General features: G+C 64.7%; 12 protein-coding genes. 6 read left to right on the top strand and 6 right to left on the bottom strand.

Annotation, left to right across the window (positions count from 1 at the left end; genetic code table 11):
• The first annotated feature begins 8 nt into the window (after nucleotides 1-8).
• Complete coding sequence (gene rpiA / locus AABB87_RS03240; protein WP_341969808.1) at nucleotides 9-671, top strand: ribose-5-phosphate isomerase RpiA; 663 nt, start codon at nucleotides 9-11, stop codon at nucleotides 669-671.
• A gap of 110 nt (nucleotides 672-781) precedes the next feature.
• Here rpiA and AABB87_RS03235 read toward each other — a convergent pair whose 3' ends face one another.
• The 5 genes from AABB87_RS03235 to AABB87_RS03215 all read right to left on the bottom strand — a co-directional run bounded on the left by AABB87_RS03235 (nucleotide 782) and on the right by AABB87_RS03215 (nucleotide 8,059).
• Entirely contained in the window at nucleotides 782-2,332 is a 1,551-nt protein-coding gene (locus tag AABB87_RS03235; protein ID WP_341969806.1) for a methyl-accepting chemotaxis protein, read from the bottom strand.
• Nucleotides 2,333-2,450: 118 nt separating this feature from the next.
• Entirely contained in the window at nucleotides 2,451-4,418 is a 1,968-nt protein-coding gene (gene mnmC / locus AABB87_RS03230; protein WP_341969804.1) for an FAD-dependent 5-carboxymethylaminomethyl-2-thiouridine(34) oxidoreductase MnmC, read from the bottom strand.
• Nucleotides 4,419-4,429: 11 nt separating this feature from the next.
• Entirely contained in the window at nucleotides 4,430-5,743 is a 1,314-nt protein-coding gene (locus tag AABB87_RS03225; RefSeq protein WP_341969803.1) for an MgtC/SapB family protein, read from the bottom strand.
• Nucleotides 5,737-6,420 carry an NAD(P)H-binding protein gene (locus AABB87_RS03220; RefSeq protein WP_341969802.1) on the bottom strand — a complete coding sequence of 228 codons (684 nt, stop codon included), beginning with the start codon at nucleotides 6,418-6,420 and terminating at the stop codon, nucleotides 5,737-5,739. The genes AABB87_RS03225 and AABB87_RS03220 overlap by 7 nt, the downstream gene beginning before the upstream one ends.
• Before the next feature lie 121 nt (nucleotides 6,421-6,541).
• Nucleotides 6,542-8,059, bottom strand: coding sequence for a DEAD/DEAH box helicase (locus tag AABB87_RS03215; protein ID WP_341969800.1), 1,518 nt, complete (start codon nucleotides 8,057-8,059; stop codon nucleotides 6,542-6,544).
• Nucleotides 8,060-8,470: 411 nt separating this feature from the next.
• On the opposite strand from AABB87_RS03215, the gene AABB87_RS03210 reads away from it, so the two are divergent.
• A complete protein-coding gene (locus tag AABB87_RS03210; protein WP_341969799.1) occupies nucleotides 8,471-9,091 on the top strand; it encodes a glutathione S-transferase family protein in 621 nt (206 codons plus the stop codon).
• Between the two features lie 94 nt (nucleotides 9,092-9,185).
• Here AABB87_RS03210 and AABB87_RS03205 read toward each other — a convergent pair whose 3' ends face one another.
• Complete coding sequence (locus AABB87_RS03205; RefSeq protein WP_341969796.1) at nucleotides 9,186-11,156, bottom strand: methyl-accepting chemotaxis protein; 1,971 nt, start codon at nucleotides 11,154-11,156, stop codon at nucleotides 9,186-9,188.
• Between the two features lie 611 nt (nucleotides 11,157-11,767).
• On the opposite strand from AABB87_RS03205, the gene ettA reads away from it, so the two are divergent.
• The 4 genes from ettA (at nucleotide 11,768) to AABB87_RS03185 (ending at nucleotide 16,418) form a co-directional block, all read left to right on the top strand.
• Nucleotides 11,768-13,432: an energy-dependent translational throttle protein EttA gene (gene ettA, locus AABB87_RS03200; RefSeq protein WP_058719945.1), complete on the top strand. Its 1,665-nt coding sequence runs from the start codon at nucleotides 11,768-11,770 to the stop codon at nucleotides 13,430-13,432.
• 170 nt (nucleotides 13,433-13,602) lie between these two features.
• Nucleotides 13,603-14,184 (top strand): Spy/CpxP family protein refolding chaperone, encoded by a 582-nt coding sequence (locus tag AABB87_RS03195; RefSeq protein WP_341969795.1) that lies wholly within the window; start codon nucleotides 13,603-13,605, stop codon nucleotides 14,182-14,184.
• A 116-nt stretch (nucleotides 14,185-14,300) separates the two neighbouring features.
• Complete coding sequence (locus AABB87_RS03190) at nucleotides 14,301-15,014, top strand: response regulator (protein WP_295080316.1); 714 nt, start codon at nucleotides 14,301-14,303, stop codon at nucleotides 15,012-15,014.
• A gap of 9 nt (nucleotides 15,015-15,023) precedes the next feature.
• Nucleotides 15,024-16,418: an ATP-binding protein gene (locus AABB87_RS03185; protein WP_445944826.1), complete on the top strand. Its 1,395-nt coding sequence runs from the start codon at nucleotides 15,024-15,026 to the stop codon at nucleotides 16,416-16,418.
• Nucleotides 16,419-16,420: the final 2 nt, after the last annotated feature.

The following is a 16,420-nucleotide window of genomic DNA, read 5'->3' as shown; positions in this document are numbered from 1 at the left end:
GCACAGCCATGACCCAAGACGAACTCAAGACCCTGGTGGGCCAAGCCGCCCTGCAATACGTGGCCGCCGGCAGCATCATCGGCGTTGGCACCGGATCCACCGTGGACAAGTTCATTGACGCGCTGGCCGCCAGCGGCATTCAGATCAAGGGCGCGGTCAGCAGCTCGGTGCGCTCCACCGAGCGCATGAAGGCTTTGGGCATCACTGTGTTTGAAGCGGCCGAGGTTGAGTCCCTGGGCGTTTACATTGACGGCGCTGATGAGATCGACCACGGCGGTCACATGATCAAGGGCGGCGGCGCAGCACTGACGCGCGAGAAGATCGTGGCCGACCTGGCCGAGCAATTCGTTTGCATCGCCGATGCGTCCAAGCTGGTGGATGTGCTGGGCCAGTTCCCGCTGCCGGTGGAAGTGATTCCGATGGCTGCGGCGCAGATCGCGCGCCGCTTTGCCGCCCTGGGTGCCAGCGCCACGCTGCGTGCGGGTGTGGTGACCGATAACAGCTGCCACATCCTCGATGTGCGCGGCTTGCAGATCAAGGACGCCAAGGCCTTTGAAGCCGACGTGAATCAATGGCCTGGCGTGGTGACGGTCGGCGTGTTTGCCCGCAACCGGGCTTCGGTGTGTTTGCTGGGTACGGCCGAAGGCGTCAAGACGCTCAAGTTCGACTGAGCCAGGCTCAGGCACGGCCTGTTGGCACAGAGGGCCATGTCCGTCCTGAAATAGAAAAAGCCCCGTGAGGGGCTTTTTGCATTTGGGGCTTGGCCTTGCTTAGTGGGGCCTCAGAGGCGGAACACCGCAATGGCTGAAGCCAGACGGCCCGACTGGTCGCGCAGGCTCTCAGCCGCAGCGGCCGACTCTTCCACCAGGGCGGCGTTTTGCTGCGTCATCTGGTCGAGCTGAACGACGGCGCTGTTCACTTGGTTGATGCCATCACTTTGCTCTCGCGATGCGGTGCTGATCTCGGCAATGATGTCGGACACGCGCTGCACGCTGGTCACGATATCGCTCATGGTGGCGCCGGCGTTTTGCACCAGCTGCGTGCCAGACTCCACCCGCTCGGCGCTGGCGCCGATCAGGGTTTTGATTTCCTTGGCCGCTTCGGCGGAGCGTTGGGCCAGGCTGCGCACCTCGGAGGCCACGACCGCAAAGCCGCGTCCCTGCTCACCGGCACGTGCCGCTTCCACCGCGGCGTTCAGGGCAAGGATATTGGTCTGGAAGGCGATGCCGTCAATGGTGCCGATGATGTCGGTGATGCGACGCGAGCTGGCGCTGATGTCTTCCATTGTGCTGACCACCTGGGCCACCACCGAACCGCCGCGGCGGGCCACTTCGGCGGCCGAGTTGGCGAGCTGGTTGGCGGTGACGGCCGAGTCGGCGGTCTGGCGCACGGTGCCGGTCAGCTGCGCCATCGAGGCGGCGGCTTCTTGCAAGCTGGAGGCGGTTTGCTCGGTGCGGGCCGACAGGTCGAGATTGCCGGTGGCAATTTCCGCGCTGGCCGTGCTGATGCTGTCGGTGGAGCTGCGCACCTCGCCAATCAGGCGAATCAGGGCTGCCTGCATGGTCTTCTGAGCTTGCTGCAAGCGGCCGGTTTCATCGTCGGACTCCACAACGATGTGGCGGCTGAGGTCAAAGTTCGCAATGGCGTCGGCGGAGGCCGCTGCCTGGCTCAATGGCCCGGCGATGGAGCGTGTCAGGCGCAAGGCCAGTGTCGCGCCGACAAGCAGGGCGCAGACCGAAAAAACCAGCAGCGCAGCGCGCGCTTGGCTATTGGTTTGGGCCACCCGCTTAGCAGCGGCGTCGAGCTCATCGCGTTGCTCCTGAACGATCAGCTTGATGCTGTCTTGGAATTGCGCTGCAGCGGGCAGAAATTGCTGCTTGAAGATGTCCTCGGCACGCTCTGCGTCGCCCGCTTTTTTGGCCTTAGTCAGCGAGTCACGCGAGCTCAGATAGGGCTTGCGGTTTTGGCTGAGCTGTTCAAACAGTTGGCGCTCGCGCGGGCTGGTCAGCAAGACGTCCAGCTGCTTTTGCAGCTCGCTGGACTGGCGAGTGGATTCAGCCGCCGAGGCACTGAAGTATTCGGCCAGAGCATTGTCTTTGCTCACCGCGATGGCGGTGGAGCGGTTGATGCCGCTGACGATATTGCGCTGCCAGTCGCTGGCCAGGCGCTCGGTGAGCAGGGTCTCTTCATACATGGTGGCGGTTTCATTGGCCACTTTGTGCAAAGACCAATAACCCATGACAGAACCAGCCAGGGCGATCAGCAAGACGATGGAGAAGGCGATATTCAAACGGCGGCCAATCGAGCGGCCGGACAACTGGGTGACGGACATGCAAACTCTTTTCAAGGAAAGGTCGAGTCGCGAACCGATGCGACTTAGAGGGAGGTCCCTAGCAGATCGACATATCCCGATAGAAATTGAGGTTATCGGTTCGCAGATCGCACCTATCTTAGTCCGCGACTGTCTCCGGGCGCGTGTCGCGCGCGGTTCTCAAGGCAAAGCGGACCGGATCCAGCGCGTCCAGCAAGCTGGCTTCCAAAGGGACTGGCGCGCCTGTGACCTGTGCCGCCATCACCTGCGCGCACAGGGCCGCCCAGGCAATGCCGCGTGAGCCCATGGCGGTGCACAAGGCCAAGCCCGGCTGGCGCGGGATGAAGCGGGCCTGGTCCTGGCGGCCGCTGTAGTCGGGCAGCGGCAGGCCGCCGACCAGGGGCAGCCGGTCCGGCGTGGCCAGGCGCCAGCCTACGCGGCCGCCTTGCAGCTGTGATTCCAGGCCAGCTTCCAGGCCAGCTTCCAGGCCAGTTACAGCGCCAGCCTGCTTGCTGAGCTCGGCCCATTGCGCCAGATTGCGTTGGTGGTCGGCCAAGCGCAGCTGTGGCTCGGTGTCAGCTGCCTGGCTGGTAGCGCCGCACCACAGGCCCTGGTCCGTATCGGCAATCGCGTAGCCCAGGCCCGCCACCGGCAGGCGCGGGCGAATGCCCGCCGGGCTGAGGTGGCTCAGCTGCCCGCGCAGTACCGAAAGCTGGGCTGCCAGTTCAGGCGCCAGTTGCGCCAGCAAGACCTGACCCTCATGCCCGCCGGCTAGCACCAACAGCTCGGTCTCGCCGATCAGCTTGTCCTCGGCGCTCCACAGCCGCCAACTCGCGCCGACGGACTCGATGCGAGCGACCCGGCAGTTGTAGCGGCTGTTGACGGCCGGCCCGGCTGCTGTCAACAAGGCCTGGGCAAAGGCGGGCGGCGGCAGCGCGCCACCGGCCGGGTAGAACCAAGCTGGGCCGGGCAGGTCCAAGCCGCTCAGTGCGGCGGCTTCAGCCCGGCTCAGTGCCTGCACATAGTCGGGCGGCAGGCCTAAGCGCGCCAGCAAGGCCTCCATTTGTTCCAGCGCACGGGCTTGCTCCAGGCGCAGCAGCCCTTGCTGATGCCATGGCAATCCGGGCAAGTGGCGCAGGGTGTGGGCCGTTGCCAATGCCGCCGCGCGATTGAAGCGCGCATGCAGGCCATCGTCCGGGTTGAGCGTGCCGTGATACAGGCCGCCGGGGTTGCCCGAGGCGGCTTGCGCCGGGCCGGGGCGGGCGTCGATCAAGGTGCTGGCAATGCCTTGGCCTGCCAGGGCCCAGGCGCAGGCTGCGCCGGCCAGACCAGCGCCGAGGATGAACGCGTGCTGGGCCTTGGGCGCCAGCGGCTCGCGCCCGGCCGGCTTTTGCGCTTGATGGCGCGGCTGGTAGCGCGCCACACACATGCCGCCCTTGTTGGCAAAGCCGCGCTGGCGTTCTTGGCTGAAGCCAGCGGCCATCAAGCCTTCGCGCACCTGCGGGGCCACGCTCCAACTGGCGGCGGTGGCGCCTGCTGCGGCGCGCCGACCCAAGGCCTTGAGCACATGGCCGTCCCACATCTCGGCATTGCTGGAGGGGTTGAACCCGTCCAGATAGAAGGCATCCACCTCGGCCACCAGCTCGCGCATCCAGCGGTGCACATCGCCCAGGCACAGCAGCAATTGCACTGCGCCGCCGTCGAATACCAATCGGTGCAGATTGGGCGTCAGCGGCGGCCAGGCCTCAAGCAGCTGCGCGCTCAATTCGGGCAGCGGCGAGCTTTGGTGCGCCTGCGCCAGATCGGCCTGGCGCAGGGGGTGCTTTTCAATGCTGATGAAGATCAGCTGCTCGCAGCGTGCCGGGTCTTGCAGCCAGGCCTCCCAGGTGGCCAGGAAGTTGTGGCCCAGGCCGAAGCCGGTTTCCAGAATCACAAAACGCGGGCGGCCCGCCCAGCGTTCGGGGAGCTGGTTGCCGGCCAGGAAAACGTGGCGGGACTGCGCCAGGGCGCCGGCGCGGCTGTGATAGACGTCGTCAAAAGCCGGGGCACGAGGGGCGGCTGGGTCCGCGAAGTCGACCTCGGCGGGAATGATGGCTTGGGTTTTCACGAAAAAGAAGGCTAAGCGAGGATCAGCAGCAAGACCAGGCCGGTCAGGCCCAGGCAAGCCAGCAGCACCAAAGAGATCAGCAAACCGAAGCGGCGCCCGCCAGCCAGCGTCGCGGTGATGGCGCGAGTGATGCTGTTGCAGGCAATGGCCAGCATCACGCCTTGGGCCAGCTGGGCGTGGCTGATCTGCCCGGCATTGCTCAGGCCCGCCAGCGAGGCCACCGGCGCGTGCGCATCGGCAATCGCGGCCAAGGCCACCGCGCTGAACATGCCGGCGCTGCCGAATTGCCGCTCGGCCCAACTGACCAGCAGGGCGACAGCGCTGAGCGTCACCGCAATCAGCGCGGCTTCCTTCAATCGCAATGGGCCTTTGTCGTCGGCAGCGGGCGCATCTGATTGATCGGGCGAGGTCGTTTGCCCATCGGCATCCTGGGCGGCTTTTGCCCGGCGCGCCAGCAGCAGGCCGGCCGCACCGGCGGCCAACATGCCCACTCCGCTGACGGGCATGAAGAGCTGAGCGGCTTGCGGCGCCAGGGCCAGCAGCATCAGGCTGACCTGCAGCCAGGTGGCGGCGGTGGACATGACGGCACCGGCGCAGCAGGCCCAGAACAGCGCCGGCTCGGCACGTGCGCGGTGGCCCATCGCGGCGATGGTGGCGGTGCTGGAGATCAGCCCTGACATCAAGCCCGCCAAGGCCAGGCCGGTCTGCGCGCCCAGCACCCGCAGGGCCAGGTAGCCAAAGGCCTGTAAGCCCAGCAGCAGAAGCAGCAAGCCCATCATGGTGGACGCCCGCAGGCCGGCCAGCCAGGGGAGGGGTTCGGTGGGCATCAGCGGCAGCACGATCAGGGCCAGTGCGGCCAGCAGCAGGCCATCGCGCAACTCGGCCTCACGCAGCCAGTGGCGCGCAAAGCGATGCAGGCGCTCGCGGGCGCTGAGCAGTGCCGCCAGGAGCACGGCCGCAGGCGCACCCAGGGCCGGCGATTGCACGCACAGCACACCGATCAAATAGGCCGCTAGCAAGGCCGCCTCGGTGCTCAGGCTGATGTCTTTTTCGCTGCTGCGGTAGTAGGCTATGGCCACCAAGGCCGCCACGCCCAAGGCGCCCACCGCCACCAAGCCGGGGATGTCCAATCCCTGTGCCAAGGCGCCGCTGAGGGTGATGATGGTGAAGGTGCGCAGGCCAGCGGCTTGCATCACCGGCGCGGCGCCGCGCGCCCGGTGGTGTTCACGCTCCAGCCCCAGCAGCAGACCGCCGCCCAAGGCCACCAGCAAACCCAGCACCAGCGGGCCTTCGGCCCCCAGTAACTCACTGAAGCGGTTCAGCATGCTTGTGTGCCGGCCAGCGCTTGCAATTGATCGGACTCCAGAATGTGCAGGCGCGGCCCGCTTTCATTCCTAACACCGAGCCAGAGCGCACGCGCCACCGCACTGGCCGCGATGGGCCGCCAGCGCGCAGGGATCAAGCCGCGGAAAGGGCGGCTTAAGCGTTCGGCCCATTGCTCGCCGGCCCGGGCGGGTTGGCCGAGCCGGGCCCGGTCGCCCACCAGCAGGGAGGGGCGGGCGATCAGCAGCTGCGGGAAGTTCAATGCGATCAGGGCCTGCTCCATCTCGCCCTTGACGCGGTTGTAGAACACCCCGGACGCAGGGTCGGCGCCAAGCGCGGAGACCACCGCGCAGCGGCTCACGCCGGTGTCGCGAGCTGCCTTTGCCACCGCCAGCACCGCGCCGAAATCCAGGGCGCGAAAGGCCTCTTGCGAGCCGGCCACCTTGATGGTGGTGCCCAGGCAGATGATCAGTGCGTCTGCCGCCGGCAAGGGGCTGCTGAGGCCCTGCGCTTGGGCGGCAAAGTCGACCTGGTGAGCGTGCAGATGCGGGCTGTTCGGCAACTCGGGCGCGGCGCGGCGCAGCAGGGCATGGACCTCACAGCGGTTTTGCAGGGCGAGGTCCAGCACTTCGCGGCCGATCAGGCCGGTAGCGCCGGCCAGCCAGAGACGTTGGGGCACAGGGTTTGTCATCCCGGAATCCTAAAACACAAAAGCCCAGGCTTTGGGGCCTGGGCTTCGTAGCGTGATCTGACCTTGGTCAGCTTGGCTTCAGCGTTATTTGACGCTGCTTAACGCATTTTTAGCGTTTGGGGCTGGTCAGACGCGCACCGCCGCCACCGCCACCGCCGCTGCGGCCACCACCACCGCCATTGCCGCGCGGGGCACCGGAGCGAGCACCGCCGCCACCGTTGCCGCCGCCGTTACCACCACCCGCATGGCCACCACCAGCATTGCGCTGGCCTTGCGGCGCTGCTTGACGCGGCGCGCGCTGCTCACCTTGCGGTGAACTTGGGCGGCCACCACCGGCCGGGCCACGGCCCGCTGCCGGACGGCCACCGCCGCCGCCACCGCCACGCGAATTGCCGCGGCCGCCACCACCACCGGCGCTGGAACGGCTGCCGTTGCCGTTCAAAATCATGCGGCCCAGCACGATGGGCTCGGCGCGCTCATTGGGGTCGGGCGCGAAGCCGGGCACGATTTCCTTGGGGATCTCGCGCTTGATCAGCTTTTCGATTTCACGCAGGAAACCGTTCTCGTCCACGCAAACCAGCGAAACGGCCTCGCCCTGCGCGCCGGCACGGCCGGTACGGCCGATGCGGTGCACATAGTCTTCCGAGACATTGGGCAGCTCGAAGTTCACCACGTGCGGCAGTTGGTCAATGTCGATGCCGCGGGCTGCGATATCGGTGGCCACCAGCACTTGCAGATCACCGCTCTTGAACTCGGCCAGGGCCTTGGTGCGGGCACCTTGGCTCTTGTTGCCGTGAATGGCCATGGCGCTGATGCCCTGGTCATTCAGATAGTCGGTCAGGCGGTTGGCGCCATGCTTCATGCGGGTGAAGACCAGCACTTGGTGCCAGTCGCCGGTCTTGATCAGGTGGACCAGCAATTCCTTCTTGCGCTCGCGGCCAACGGGGTGGACCTTTTGCGCAATCGACTCATTGGTCTGGTTGCGGCGGGCCACTTCGATCAGGGCGGGCTGGTTCAGCAGGCGGTCGGCCAGGTTCTTGATGTCATCGCTGAAGGTGGCGCTGAACAGCAGCGACTGCTTCTTGGCCGGCAGCAGGGCCAACACCTTCTTGATGTCGTGCACAAAGCCCATGTCCAGCATGCGGTCGGCTTCGTCCAGCACCAGCATTTGCACCTGGCTCAGGTCCAGCGTGCCTTGTTGGGCATGGTCGAGCAGACGGCCGGGGGTGGCCACCAGAATGTCGACGCCGTCGCGCAGGCGGTTGATTTGCGGCTGCATGCCAACGCCGCCGAACATCACCATGCTCTTCAGGGGCAGGTATTTGCCGTAGGTCTTGACGCTTTCTTCGACCTGGGCAGCCAGTTCGCGAGTCGGGGTCAGCACCAGGGCGCGGATGGCGGGCTTGCCGCGCTTATTGGTGACCGGTGCGCCGGTGCTGAGCAAATGCAGCATGGGCAGGGTGAAGCCGGCGGTCTTGCCGGTGCCGGTTTGGGCGCCGGCCATCAGGTCGCCGCCCTTCAGGACGGCAGGAATAGCTTGTGCTTGAACGGGGGTCGGCGTGGTGTAGCCGGCGTCTGCGATCGCTTTGAGCAGGGGGAGGGCGAGGCCCAGGGATTCAAAAGTCATTGATTACTTTTAGACGTTGCAGCGCCCATGCCTGTGGATCACAGGCAGGACAGCTGACAACTGTTTGGGGGGCACGAGTCCCTGATGCCGGGCCGCGCTGCGTGGAGCAGCGCCAGTCTTCGAGCCTGCGTGGGATGCGTACTTGAGCTTTGGAAAAGCAAACGCCGCGCAAGACTGAGAAGCGTGGCGAAGCTGGCATTATAGGGTTGGCCCGTAGCTCGGCCCCGGAACTAGTTGGCAGGTGGGCTCTTGCCCAAGCTCTCGGCCAGGTCTTTGTCCGGTGCCGCGCGGCCCTGGCGCGGCCGCGGCTCCTTTCACTGTCACCTTGGGGCTAGGCAGGTCCAGGCGGCTTTGATCACAATGCCCGGACTTCACCACGCTGCGTGGTCAAACCCAAACAAAGGCAAGCCAATGATCGTCGTACACCACCTGAATGAATCGCGCTCGCAGCGCGTGTTGTGGCTGCTGGAAGAGCTGGAACTCCCTTACGAGATTCGCCACTACGCCCGCGACGCGCAAACTCGACTGGCGCCGCCGGAGTTGCTGGCCGTGCACCCGCTAGGCAAGTCGCCAGTTATTGAAGATGGTGGTCAAACCCTGATCGAGTCCGGCGCCATCGTGGACTACTTGATCCGCCGCTACGGTGGCGGGCGCCTGCAGCCGGCGCTGTCAACACCGGCCTTTGAGGTCTACAACCAGTGGCTGCATTACGCCGAAGGCTCGGCCATGTTGCCGCTGCTGCTCAAGCTTTATGTGTCGCGCCTGGGTGAGGCTGGCGCGCCGCTGGCGCCGCGCATCGACAGCGAGTTGAAGAACCATCTGGGCTATGTGGACCGGGCCTTGCAAGGCCGCGACTGGTTGGTCGGCGACAGCTTGAGCGGTGCCGACATTCAAATGAGTTTTGTGGGCGAGGCCGCGCGCGGCTTGCGTGCCAACTATCCGAATCTGGATGCCTGGGTGCGCCGCTTTCAGCAGCGCCCGGCCTACCGGCGCGCGCTGGAGCGGGGCGGCCCTTACTCGATGGCGGAGTGAGCAGCACGCCTGCAAGTGCGCTGGGTGTGGCGCTCGCGGATGAATCTCTGCGGCGGTGTCCTAGCGCCTGCTAGCGAGTCGCCTTCAAGCTGGCTCAGGGCAGCTTGAAGACATGCACCGCGACGGAGAGTTGCTCGGCTTGCTGGCGCATGCCGCTGGAGGCGGCGGCGGTTTCTTCGACCAGGGCAGCGTTTTGCTGCGTCATCTGGTCGAGTTCATGGATGGCCTTGCCCACCTGATCGATGCCCAGGGCTTGCTCGCGGGCGCCGCTGGAAATGTTTTGCAGAAGCGTACCGACTTGGCCGGTGCTGTCGACGATGGCCCGCATGGTGCTGCCCGCTTCGCTGACGATGCGGTTGCCGACCTCGACCCGCTCGCCGCTGGCCAGGATCAGTTGCTTGATTTCTCGCGCAGCGGCGGCGCTGCGCTGGGCCAGGGCGCGCACCTCGCTGGCCACCACCGCAAAGCCGCGGCCTTGTTCGCCGGCTCGGGCCGCCTCCACAGCGGCGTTCAAGGCCAGGATATTGGTCTGGAAGGCAATGCCGTCAATCACGCCGATGATTTCGCCGATGCGGCGGCTGGAGTCCTGGATTTCGGCCATGGTGCTGACCACTTGCGCAATGACCTGACCGCCCTGGTCGGCCAACTTCACATTGTTGCCGGCGACGCCGGCCGCTTGGGCCGCGCCATCGGTGGTCTGTTTGACGGTGGAGCCGATTTGCTCCATGGCCGAGGCCGTTTGTTCCAGATTGGCGGCCGCTTGCTCGGTGCGTTGCGATAGATCCATGCTGCCGCCGGCCACTTCATCGGCCGAGAGCTTGATGGCATCCGCCGCTTCGCGCACCTGCTTGACGGTGCCGCGCAGGGCCTCCTGCATGTCGGCCAGGGCGGTCATCAAATGGGCGGTTTCATCGTGGCCCTTCGGAATCAGGGTGGCGGTCAGGTCGCCGGTGGCGATGGCGTGCATGCGCTGCACCAAGGTGCCCATGCCCGAACTCATCACCCGATAGAAGCAGTAGAAGAAATAGAGGCCTGCCAGCAGCAGGACCAGGCTGAATACCGAACCGAGCACCATGCGCTGCATCAGGCGCTGTTGGCGCGCTTCCAGCAGTTGGTCGAGTTGGTCGGCCAAGCTGCGCTGTGCCTGGCCCAAATCGAGCAGGGCGGCGTTGGCCTGTTGCACCACGGACTCCGGCTTTACGCTGGGGGGCTCGTCCTGCCGCAGCAGGGCCTCGTTATTGCTGACATAGGCTTCGGTGCTGGCCAGGCGGGCGTCGAGCTTGAGCTTGGCCAGCGCGGGGTTGAAGTCGATGGCATGGCTGACAGCCTGCTGGAGATTGCCGATCAGTTCCCGGTCCACGGCGACCCGTGCGGCGGCCGCAGCCAGCAAGCTGTTCTTGGGTTGGGCCAAGTAGGCGCTCATGGCGCCACGCGACAGTCCCAGGTTCTCCATCGCCTTTGGCAGATTGATGGTGGCTGCCAACATCAGGTAGTAGGTGTCGCCCTCCGGGTCCAAGGCCAAACCGCTGGCGTCCACCACATCCTGGGTCAGTTCGTCGAGCTGCTCGGTCATGCTGGCATAGGGCTTGCGCACCTCGGCGGCGCTCAAACCCTGCGTGCTGCTTTGGCGGCGGGCCTCCTCTAGCGTCGCCATCAGCGGCTGCCAGTGTTTATTGGCCTTGTTCGCAAAGCTGTCCAGGAGGGGCTTGCCTTCTTTATTGAGATGCGCAAACGCCTTGGTGAACTGCTCGCGCAGCGCTGCCAAGTCATTGCGCTCAACGCCATTGGCCTGGTCGACCAAGGCGCGGCGCAATTGCCGTGTCGCATCCGCCGCAGGCAAGATGGTTTGGATGGCAGCCAAGCCGGTTCGCTCCGCAACGGTGGCCTGCCAGGCGGCGTAACGGTCAGCGGTCAACACGCCTAGCGTGCCAAGCATGGGCAGCACCAGCAGGACCAGAATCACCGCCGCCTTGGTCGGGAACATCACTTTGCGGAACCAATACACGCCGGGTCGGGCCCAAGCGGGCGTGCTGGCAATCGGTTCAGAAAGTGAGGATGGGCTCATGTCGATGATTCAAGGTTGAGGGGTGTTTCGCAGTCATTGCTGGCCCAGCGCCCGCATTGATCGCACTGATCGCAATGAGAATTGGCGCTTCCATCTGCCAAAGCGAATGCAACCACGTGCCTCAGCAAGCGGCCATGTTGCGGATGCAGACTTTGATGTCGGGCAATGCTGGCTGATTCTTGAGGCCTAGACGGCAGGGGATTGCCCTGTCATGGAGGCATTTTTTAACGGCGCGGTCTTTGCCGCCCGCTTGTCGACGCATGCCGGGCCAGATCCGCTGGCGCCAATCAGCTTGCGCAAGTCAGGTCTGGAGGGGCGAGGCCGGGTCTATCTGAAGCGTTTTCGTGGTTTGAACACGCTGCCAATGTCGGTCGAGCGCCGGCGGCGGCTGTGAAGCTGCGACAATAGCGGGTTGAATGATCGCCTCGCACCGCCTCAGGACGAGCGAGGCGCAGCGGGCGGCAGGGATGCAGGGTGCCAGGAATAGGGGGACGCGTTTCGACCCCAGCCCTCAAGCCCTGACCCTAAGCGCACAGGAATGACTCATGGTCATGCCGGTGGACGCTTCAGCCCGCAGCCCTACACCTTCTCGAAACCCCAGGATCTTCGCCATGGCTCAATATGTCTTCTCGATGAACCGTCTGAACAAGACGGTTCCTCCCAAACGCCACATCCTCAAGGACATCTCGCTGTCCTTCTTCCCCGGCGCCAAGATCGGCGTGCTGGGCGTCAACGGTTCAGGTAAGTCCACCGTGCTGAAGATCATGGCCGGCGTGGACAAGGAATACGAAGGCGAAGCCATCGCCATGCCCGGCATCAAGATCGGCTATCTGCCGCAAGAGCCGCAGCTCAACCCCGAGCAGACCGTGCGCGAAGCGGTGGAAGAGGGCATTGGTGGCGTCTTGGCCGCCAAGAAGCGTCTGGACGAGGTCTATGCCGCTTATGCCGAAGAGGACGCCGACTTTGACGCTTTGGCCGCCGAACAAGGCGAGTTGGAGTCCATCATCGCTGCCGCCGGTTCGGAAAACACCGACTTGCAGTTGGAACTGGCCGCTGACGCGCTGAACTTGCCGCCATGGGATGCCGTCATCGGCGTGCTGTCCGGTGGTGAAAAGCGCCGCGTGGCCCTGTGCCGCCTGCTGCTGAGCAAGCCCGACATGCTGTTGCTTGACGAGCCGACCAACCACTTGGACGCCGAGTCAGTGGAATGGCTGGAGCAGTTCCTGCAGCGCTTCCCCGGCACCGTGGTGGCCATCACCCACGATCGCTACTTCCTGGACAACGCCGCTGAGTGGATTTTGGAACTCGACCGCGGCCACGGCATCCCATGGAAGGGCAACTACTCCGACTGGCTGGACCAGAAAGAGAAGCGCTTGGAGACTGAGCAGAAGACCGAAGACGCTCGCACCAAGGCCATGAAGGAAGAGCTGAAGTGGGTGCGCTCCAATGCCAAGGGCCGTCAGGCCAAGAGCAAGGCGCGTCTGGCCCGCTTCGAAGAGCTGAGCGATGTGGAGTACCAACAGCGCAACGTCACCAACGAAATCTTCATCCCCGTGGCCGAGCGCCTGGGCAATGAAGTGATCGAGTTCGAAAACGTCAGCAAGAGCTTCGGCGACCGCGTGCTGATCGACAACCTCAGCTTCAAGGTGCCGGCTGGCGCCATCGTCGGCATCATCGGCCCCAACGGCGCCGGTAAGTCGACGCTGTTCCGCATGCTGCAAGGCGTGGAACAGCCCGATAGCGGCAATGTCAAGATCGGCAAGACCGCCAAGATGGCCTTCGTGGACCAGAGCCGCGAAAACCTCGAAGCCGACAAAACCGTCTGGCAAGACGTGTCCGGTGGCCTGGACAACATCACTGTTGGCAAGTTCGTGATGCCTAGCCGCGCCTATCTGGGTCGCTTCAACTTCAAGGGCAATGACCAGCAAAAGCTGGTGGGCAGCTTGTCGGGTGGTGAGCGCGGCCGACTGCACTTGGCCAAGACCTTGGCGCAGGGCGGCAACGTCTTGATGCTTGACGAACCGTCGAACGACTTGGACGTCGAAACCCTGCGCGCGCTGGAAGAGGCGCTGCTGGAGTTCGCCGGCTCGGCCATGGTGATCTCCCACGATCGCTGGTTCCTGGACCGTATCTGCACCCACATCCTGGCTTGCGAAGGCAATTCGCAGTGGTTCTTCTTCGACGGCAACTTCCATGAGTACGAAGCCGACAAGAAGAAGCGCCTGGGCGAAGAAGGCGCGCGCCCCAAGCGTATGCGCTTCAAGCCGATCAAGTAAGCGCCATCGCGCTGCACTGGGTGCTAAATCAAAGGGAGCCGCAAGGCTCCCTTTTTTCATGCCTGTTCACAGAACTTTACGGCCCATGCATGCCCGGCTTACCTGAGGCGCAGATGATTCATTCACGCCAGATCCTGGCTTGATTGATAGATGGACTCAAGGAGCACACCATGTTGACGACGCTGAATTCCAAACTGAAGACAGGCCTCTTGGCCTCGGTGCTGGCCATGAGCGCTGGCTTGGTGATGGCCCAAGGCCACGGCATGCACGGTGGCCCCGGCGAGATGCGCGGCATGGGCGAGATGAGCGAACGGGGCGATCGGGGCGGCCCCGGCATGATGATGGGTGGCCGCCACATGAGCCGCATGTTGGACATGGTGGATGCCACCGAGGCCCAGCGCGCCCAGATCAAGCAAATCATGCAAGCCGCTCGCGACGACTTGAAAGCTCAGCACGCCAGCGGCCAAAAACTGCACGAGCAAGGCATGGCCTTGCTGACCGCCCCCACCGTGGATGCGGCTGCCGTCGAGGCTTTGCGTCAGCAGGGTCAGGTCTTGCGCGAGCAAGCCAGCAAGCGCATGAGCCAAGCCATGGTGGATGCCGCCCGCGTGCTCAGCCCCGAGCAGCGCGCCAAGCTGGGTGAAAAAATGAAGGCCATGCAAGCGCATCATGCCGAGCATCGCGAACATCGACATGAGCGTGGCACGCCGAAGGCTGCCAAACCCGCCAAGCCCGCCTCCGCGGTGAATTGATGGCCGCGCAGCGAGGCTCGCTTATGCTTAGCCCTTCACTCGAGGCGCAAGCGGCCGCGCGGGCCTTGTCCGCGCGCAAGCCGGCCTCCCAATCTCACTGCAACGCCAGCGCCACCATGCCTTCCAGACTGCTGCTCATCGACGACGACACCCGACTCACCGCCATGCTCAGCGACTACCTGAGCAATGCCGGCTTCGAGATCAGCGTGGCCGGTTCCTTGGCGATGGCGCGCACGGTATTGGCCTCGGGCGCTTTTGATTTGCTGGTGTTGGACCTGATGTTGGGTGACGGCGATGGCCTGGACTTCTGCCGCGAACTGCGAGCGCACGGGCATACGCGGCGCTTGCCGATTCTGATGCTGTCGGCCCGCGGCGAGCCCATGGATCGCATCCTGGGCCTGGAGTTGGGTGCTGACGACTATCTCGCCAAGCCTTTTGAGCCGCGTGAGTTGCAGGCCCGCATCAAGGCCTTGTTGCGCCGGGTGGAGCCGCAAGCCGCCGAGGACGATGTGCTGCGCTTTGGCCGGCTAGAGATTGACCTGGCCGAACGGGTGGCGCGCATTGACGGCAAGTCCTGCGATTTCACCAGCCATCAGTTCGACCTGCTGGTGGTGCTGGCCCAAAGCCCCGGCCGGGTGATGTCGCGCGACCAGATCATGGATGCTTTGAAGGGTCACCCGTTGGATGCTTTTGACCGCTCCATCGATGTGCATATCTCGCGCATCCGCGCCTTGATTGAGGACGACCCGAAGAACCCGCGCCGGGTTTTGACCGTGCGTGGTGCGGGCTATTTGTTCGCACGAAAACAAGATGCCGACACAGCGAGTTGAGCGCCCGTGATGCTGCGAATGAAGGCGCTTTACCTGCGCATCTACCTGACTCTGGTGGTTTTGCTGCTGGCTTTTGCATTTGGGTCGGCCTGGTTGTTTCAACGCCATATCGAGCAGGAGCGCGGCAGCCAAGAAACCTCGGCCAGTGAGCGCATGGCGGCCTTGCTTGAACTCTTGGGCAATGCCTTGCCGGTGGCCGATGCGCCGCAGGTTCAGCAAGCCCTGGCCCTGGAGGATTGGAGCCAGCGCCTGCATCTGGCGGTGGCGCTGGAGGACAAACGCGGTGAGCGCGTGGCCAGCTCGGAGTTGTTCCTGCGCCGTGAGGCCGAGCTTCGCCAAACGGCGAAGGAGGGCGCGCCTGCTGCCGTGCCCGTACAGCTCGTGCTGGATGATGGGCGCAGCCTGCTGGTGCTGCGCCAGCGCCGGCCCATGCCCGGTCTGCCGCTGCGTGCGGGCGGCGATGTGCGTGGCATGCGCGGCCAGCCTGCACATATGGAATCGGCTTGGTTCCAGCCCATTTTTGGCCCGCGCCCGAACGGGCATGCTTTGTTGGCTTTGCTGGTGTTGCTGTTCTTCGGTGTGGCCATCGGCGCCTTTCCGGTGGTGCGTCGGCTGACGCGTCGGCTGGAATCCCTGAAGCAGGGGGTGGAGCGTTTCGGTGCCGGCAATCTGGCGCATCGGGTGGACGACCAGGGTAACGATGAAGTGGCCGCTTTGGCCGTGAGCTTCAATCGTGCGGCCAGCCAGTTGGAGACTTTGCTGCGTTCACAGCAGACCTTGCTGGCCAATGCCAGCCATGAGCTGCGCTCACCCTTGGCCCGTTTGAAGATGGCCTTCGCCATGTTGGACGATGCCAGCGAGGCGCAGCGTGCCCGGCTGACGGCCGAGATTCACACCAATATCCGCGAGCTGGATGCCTTGGTGGAAGAAGTTTTGTTGGCCAGCCGCTTGGACTCAGGTGTGTCCGGCGCCGTGGCTGAAAAAGTGGATCTGCTCGGCATGGCGGCCGAGGAGGCAGCTCGTGTCGGCGCGCAGTTTGAGGCCGAGCAAGGCCTGAGCCAATTGCAGCTGATGGGCGAGGACCGCTTGCTGCGCCGTGCCATGCGCAATCTGCTGGAGAACGCGCGCCGCTACGGTGGCGACGAAGTCTTGCTGCACTTGAGCCGCAGCGGCTCAGCTGCCGTGGTGCGCGTGTGTGATCGCGGTCCGGGCGTGCCCGAGGCCATGCGTGAGCGAATCTTCGAGGCCTTTTTCCGCCTGCCCGGCCATGCCGAACAAGCCGGTGGTGTTGGCCTGGGCCTGAGCTTGGTCAAGCAAATCGCCCAGCGGCATGGCGGCACGGTGCGTTGCGAGTCCCGGCCGGGGGGCGGTAGCTGTTTTGTGCTGACGCTGCCGCTGGCTTAAGG

The organism is Roseateles sp. PN1 (genome assembly GCF_038419725.1).
Taxonomy (GTDB): Bacteria; Pseudomonadota; Gammaproteobacteria; order Burkholderiales; family Burkholderiaceae_C; genus Paucibacter_A.
This window is presented reverse-complemented; position numbering and strand designations above follow the sequence as displayed.